General features: G+C 69.4%; 3 protein-coding genes. 2 read left to right on the top strand and 1 reads right to left on the bottom strand.

Annotated features, from left to right (window positions below; genetic code table 11):
* Positions 1–3,250, top strand: a 3,250-nt coding sequence (locus Q333_RS0102265) for a discoidin domain-containing protein (protein ID WP_342667369.1), incomplete at its 5' end; no start/stop codon positions are given.
* A gap of 5 nt (positions 3,251–3,255) precedes the next feature.
* Here the strand turns inward: Q333_RS0102265 and Q333_RS0102260 are convergent.
* The gene (locus Q333_RS0102260) at positions 3,256–4,782 is read right to left on the bottom strand and encodes a serine hydrolase (protein WP_157072339.1); all 1,527 of its coding nucleotides are present in this window, start codon (positions 4,780–4,782) and stop codon (positions 3,256–3,258) included.
* A gap of 286 nt (positions 4,783–5,068) precedes the next feature.
* On the opposite strand from Q333_RS0102260, the gene Q333_RS0102255 reads away from it, so the two are divergent.
* Complete coding sequence (locus Q333_RS0102255) at positions 5,069–5,560, top strand: phasin family protein (RefSeq protein ID WP_029415128.1); 492 nt, start codon at positions 5,069–5,071, stop codon at positions 5,558–5,560.
* Positions 5,561–6,090: the final 530 nt, after the last annotated feature.

The following is a 6,090-nucleotide window of genomic DNA, read 5'->3' as shown; positions in this document are numbered from 1 at the left end:
CTCCGTCTGCTCGCAAGGGCTCGCATCCACCTCCCCCAACGGGGGAGGATTTGCGCTGCTCCTCCTCGCGCTTCTCCTCCTCGTCACCCCCGCCCACGCCCAGTCCAGCCGCACCCTTGACGCCTTCGAGGACCTGTCGCCGTGGACCGCCGACGCCTCCACCGACGTCTCCTCGACGATCCGGTCTGTCGACGGCTCTCGGGGCCAGGCCATGCGGCTGGACTACGACTTCAACGGCCGCTCCGGCTACGCCTTCGCCGCCCGCCCTCTGTCGTTCGAGGCCCCCGAGAACTACGAGATCCGCTTCCGCGTCCGGGGCGATGGCCCGACCAACACCTTCGAGATCAAGTTCACCGATGCGTCCGGCGAGAACGTCCACTGGCGCCAGTTGACCCGCTACGATTTCCCCGGCGAGTGGACCGAGGTGGTCATCAAGCGCCGCCAGATCGTCTGGGCTTGGGGCCCCAACCCCGACCGCACCTTCCGGGGTGCCGAGCGGATCGAGTTCGTCGTCGTGGCCGGGGAGGGCGGCCAGGGCTTCATCGAGATCGACGACCTGACGCTCCGCGCCCTGCCGCCCGAGCCCTCGGTCCCGCCGCGCCCTATCGCCGAGGCCTCCAGCGAACAGGGCCAGAGCGTCGCAGCGCTCGCCGTCGACGACGACCCCCGCACCGCCTGGATCACGGACGGGGCAGGGGCCCAGACCCTGACGCTGGACCTCGGCTACGAGCGCGAGTTCGGCGGCCTGACCCTGACCTGGGTCGAGGGCCGCGCCGCCGCCCGCTACCGCCTGCTCGCCTCGTCCGACCGCCGCCAGTGGCGCGAGCTCGCCCGCGTCGATGGCTCCGACGGCGGCACCGACTGGCTGATGACCACTGAGGCCTCCGCCCGCTGGCTCCGGCTTGACCTCATCGAACCCCAGCCCGCCCCGGCCTCCGGCCAGATGGGCGCAGGCTTCGGCGCGCGCGACGGCGCGGCCGCCGCCTATGGCCTCGCCGACCTGCGCATCGAGCCCCTGTCCTTCGGCGAAAGCCGCACCGCCTTCCTGACCGCTATCGCCGACCGCAGCCGCCGGGGCCTCTATCCGCGCGGCTTCCGGGGTGAACAACCCTACTGGACCCTCGTCGGCGTCGACGGCGGCGGCGAGAGCGGCCTGATCTCCGAAGACGGCGCGATCGAGCTCAAGCGCGGCGGCCCCTCGATCGAACCCTTCGTGCTCGACAACGGCCGGGTCGTCACATGGGCCGACGCCCGGATCGACCAGGCCCTGATCGACGACGACCTGCCCATCCCCACCGTCACCTGGACCCACGACGACTGGACGCTGAAGGTCACGGCCATGGCCGAGGGGTCTCCCGATGCCGCCTCCCTGTATGGCCGCTACGACCTGACCAACACCTCTACGCGCCCGCGCACCCTGACGCTGGCGCTGATGTCCCGCCCCATGCAGGTCAACGGCCCGGTCCAGTTCCTCGCCGTTCCCGGCGGCGCCTCGCCTCTGGAGCAGATCCAGTGGAACGGCGCCGAGCTGGTCCTGAACGACGCCCTGCGCATCCGTCCCCTGATCCAGCCCGACGAGGCGCGGCTTTCGACCTTCCACGCCGGCGCCGATCCCCAGAGCCTGCTCGCCCGGGGCCCAGATGCCCCCCGCGACGCCATGGTCGAGTCCGACCGCACCGGCCTCATGTCCGGCGCCCTGACCTGGACGGTGACGCTCCAGCCCGGAGAGACCCGCACCGTCGGCTGGGTCACGGCGCTGGCGGGCGTCCGCCCCGCCATGCCCGCGACGGGCTCGGTCGAGGCCGCCCTCGACACCGTCCAGTCGCGCATCGCGGCCACTTGGCGCGAGAAGCTCGACCGCTTCGACCTGATCCTCCCGCCCGAAGCCCAGCGCATTGAGGACACGATGAAGTCGTCTCTCGCCCACATGCTGATGTCGCGCCAGGGCCCGATCCTTCAGCCCGGCACCCGCAGCTACAACCGCTCCTGGATCCGGGACGGGGCCATGATGGCCGAGGGGCTGAACCGCCTGGGCCACGCGGCGCTCAGCCAGGACTACCTCGCCTGGTACGCCCCCTTCGTCTTCGACAACGGCAAGGTCCCCTGCTGCGTCGACCAGCGCGGTGCCGATCCCGTCCCCGAGAACGACAGCCACGGCGAGTTCGTCTTCCTCGCCGCCGAGACCTATCGCTACACCGGGGACGAGACCCAGCTCCGCGCCGTCTGGCCCCACGTCGAGGGCGCCATCCGCTACATGGACGAACTCCGCGCCCAGACCCGCGTGGCCGAGAACCAGACCCCCGACCGCCGCCACCTCTATGGCCTGCTGCCGCCTTCCATCAGCCACGAGGGCTATTCGGACCGGCCAGCCTATTCGAACTGGGACAACTTCTGGGGCCTGCTCGGCTACCGCGACGCCGTCTTCATCGCCCGCACGCTGGGCGACACCGCCGCCGCCGACCGCTACGAGGCCGCGCGCCAGCAGTTCCTGACCGACGTCCTCGCCTCCATCGAAGCGACCGCCGCCCACCACGGCATCGACTGGATCGCGGGCGCCGCCGACCGGGGCGACTTCGACGCTACCTCGACGACGATCGGCCTGTCGCCCGGCGGCCTCCAGGCCGAGCTGCCCCAGACCCTGCTGACCAACACCTTCGACCGCTACTGGTCGAACTTCCAGGCCCGCGCCGCCAACCGCAGTCAGTGGAAGGACTACACCCCCTACGAACTCAGGAACGTCGGCGCGCTCGTCCGCCTCGGCCATCGCGACCGCGCGCTGGAGGCGCTGGACTTCTTCTTCGCCGACCGTCGCCCCGCCGCCTGGAACGGCTGGGCCGAGGTCGTGGGCCGCGACCTGCGCGAGCCCCGCTTCATCGGCGACATGCCGCACGCCTGGATCAGCTCGGACTACATCCGCTCGGCGCTGGATCTGTTCGTTCATGAGCGGGATGCGGACAACGCCCTGATCCTCGCTGCCGGCGTGCCCCTCCGCTGGATCGACAGCGCCACCGGCGTCGGCCTGCGCGACGTGCGCACGGCCTACGGCGACCTGTCCTATACCCTGCGCCGCCGGGCCGGGATCACGACCCTGACCCTGTCCGGACAGGCCAGTCCGCCCGGCGGCTTCGTCCTGCGCTGGCCCGAGGACGCGACGCCGCCCCAGCGCGTCCGCATCGACGGTCGCGCTGCATTCTGGTCAGGAAATGATCTGGCGATCCCGGCGGGCACCCGCCGAATCGAGCTGCGCTAGGGCGTTCAGCCGCCCGGCCGCACCACCATGCACGTCACGCGACGCGCATCCAGCGCCTCGCAGGCCGCCCGCGCCGCCGCCTCGGTCATGCCGGTGAAGCGTGAGCGGTGCCACCCTGCCGCCGAAGCCACGTTGCGCTCGGCGCTGGAGAACTGGCTGCGGAAGCGGCGGTTGACCTCGGCCAGCCATTCCGTCGCCACCGACTCGTCGCGGAAAGCCCCGACCTGCACGCTCCAGCGCTCGGCTGCGGGCCGGGCCGGCGTGGTCGGTCGGGTGTTCGCCGCCGCCGGTGGCCGCGAAGTCGTCGTCGAGGCGTTCCGGTTTAGTGAAGACGTCGTCCCCGCAACGCCGCTGTTCAGGCTGGCCGTCAGACTGCCTGTCGTCCGCGCCGGTACCGCCTCGGCCCGCTCGACCGTTGCCGGGGGCAGGGGATTAGCGCGAGTGTATCCCGCAGGCGGCGCGTTCGACACAGCCGTCGGCTGCGGCACGGACGCCGCCGGCACCGAGGCATAGGCCACCGCGTTCGACCCCTGACCCGTATCCTCGTCCACCGTCGTCGGCGCGCCGTTCAGCGACGCATAGGCAACCGGCGCACCCGTGTCCGGCCCGCCGATGCCGAAGCCCCGCGCCTCGAAGAAGGCCTGCGCCACCTGGATGCGTTCTCCGGCCGCGCGACGCCGTTCGACCTCGAACCCGGTGTTCATCAGCTCGGCCACATGGGCGTTGCGGGTCGCGCTCGACCGCCCGCCCAGCACGATGGTGATCAGGCGGCGTCCATCGCGCACCGCCGACGCCGCCAGATTATAGCCCGAGGCATTGGTGAAGCCGGTCTTGATGCCGTCATAGCCGTCGCCGGAATGCAGCAGGCCGTTGGTGTTGCGATAGCCGCGACCCTCGAACGCCCAGTCATGCTGGCCGAAATAGGCGTAGTACTGCGGATAGTCCCGCATCACGGCCCGCGCCAGGATCGCCAGATCCCGCGCCGAGGTCAGCTGGCGGCTGTCGGGCAGGCCGTTTGGATTGACGTAGCGGGTCTGCGTCATGCCCAGCTCCTGGGCCTTCAGCGTCATCATGGAGGCGAACCGAGCCTCCGAACCCCCGATGTGCTCGGCGATCACCACCGCCATGTCGTTGGCCGACCTGACGGCGGTCGCGCGCATGGCGTCGTCCAGTCGGATCGTCTGACCGGCCGCCAGCCCCAACTTGGACGGCGGCTGCGACGCCGCCAGCGGCGAAACGGTCAGCAGATCGTCCAGCCTCACCTGTCCCCGTTCCAGCGCCTCGAACGCGAGGTAGAGCGTCATCACCTTGGTGATCGAGGCTGGATAGCGGCGGCTGTCGGCATGGCGGGCGAACAGGACCTCGCCGGTGGTCGCATCCACCACGATGGCGGCGTAGCGGGTGTTCTCGCCCGATTGCGCCTGCACCTGGCTCCAGACGCCGAAGCCGCTGCCAAGCACAAGCGACGCCATCGCCAGCACGGCCACGAGGCGGCGCAGATCGAGCCCGGAACCCTTCGACAGCAGACGCATCATCGGCAAACAGCCTCATCCGTTCGTGACGCGACGACGGCCCCCCGGCGCGACGCAAGTGTCAGCCTAACATGAGGTCCGCAGGTTTCATGTCGGTTAAGCAGACGTCAACGCGGAATTGAACGGACGAATCCTGATGGGCGAACGGAGCCCCTGAGTTATTGTGCGATGCACAAAAACGACTTGACCTCCCTTCGCACTTGCACCATATAGCGCCCATCGCCTCAGCAGGGGTGAAGAGATTCGCGCGGATCAACCGCGTTTCACGAGGTTCAGGAGATACCACATGGCTGACACCGCCGAGACCATCACCAAGACCGTCGAGCAGACCAAGGCCGCCGCCAAGGTCCAGACCGAGCAGTTCAAGGCCCAGGCCGAAACCGTCCAGGCCGCCGGCGTCAAGGCCGTGCGCGAGGGCATGGAAAAGACGACCGCCTCGCTGAACGAGCTGGCCGCCCACTCCAAGTCGAACCTCGACGCCCTGACCGCCTCGGCCACCGCCGCCCAGAAGGGCGCCGAGGCCCTGTCGGCCCAGGCCCTGTCCTATGGCAAGACCAGCTGGGAGCACAGCGTCGCCGCCGCCCAGTCGATGGCCCAGGCCCGTTCGATCCAGGAGCTGATCGAGCTGCAGACGAACTTCGCCAAGTCGGCGATGGAAACCCACCTGTCGGAAGTCACCAAGATGACCGAGACCCTGACCGCTTCGGTCAAGGACAGCTTCAAGCCGATCAACGAGCGCGTCACCGCGACTGTCGAGAAGTTCCAGGCCGCTCGCTGAGCCTGACGACATCGGTAGCGTAAGAAGGGGCCCCCGGAGCGATCCGGGGGCCCTTTGTCATGTCCATTTGCCTTTGGGGGATGGGGAAACGCGCGCTGTTTTTCTCAGTCATCCAACGACGCCCGGATTGCTCCAATGAATCCAGCGCCCGTCGCGTTCGAGACGCTCTGAACGCGCCCTCATTGAATCCTCCCTTACAATCTTCCCCAGTTCCGTCGCCTGGGAAGGGCGCAAGGCCTTGCGAGCTTGTCGCGGCGGAAGCGGTTGGAGCGGGGGCTCCCGAGGTCCAACGACCGGAGGCCGTGAAGAGCGGTCATTCCGCGTCCAGATCAAGGGGGTGGTTCGCGAGCCCTTCGGGGCTCGCGGCGATAAGGTCATGGGCAGAAGACCCATGACGTTCAGGGGATCGGCTTTCGCAAGCACGCCGACCTTCCCGCCGGAGGCGTCAGTAGCGGCAAGGCTCTAACAGGGCCGTTGGTCCCCGGTCAGTCGGCTTCGAGCGACGCGGGGCCGTCCGCTTCCGAGCAGAC

The organism is Brevundimonas bacteroides DSM 4726 (genome assembly GCF_000701445.1).
GTDB lineage: Bacteria > Pseudomonadota > Alphaproteobacteria > Caulobacterales > Caulobacteraceae > Brevundimonas > Brevundimonas bacteroides.
This window is presented reverse-complemented; position numbering and strand designations above follow the sequence as displayed.

Coding starts and splice junctions, on each gene's coding strand:
- Q333_RS0102260 (WP_157072339.1), bottom strand. CDS start 4,782: ATGCGTCTGCTGTCGAAGGGTTCCGGGCTCGATCTGCGCCGCCTCGTG.
- Q333_RS0102255 (WP_029415128.1), top strand. CDS start 5,069: ATGGCTGACACCGCCGAGACCATCACCAAGACCGTCGAGCAGACCAAG.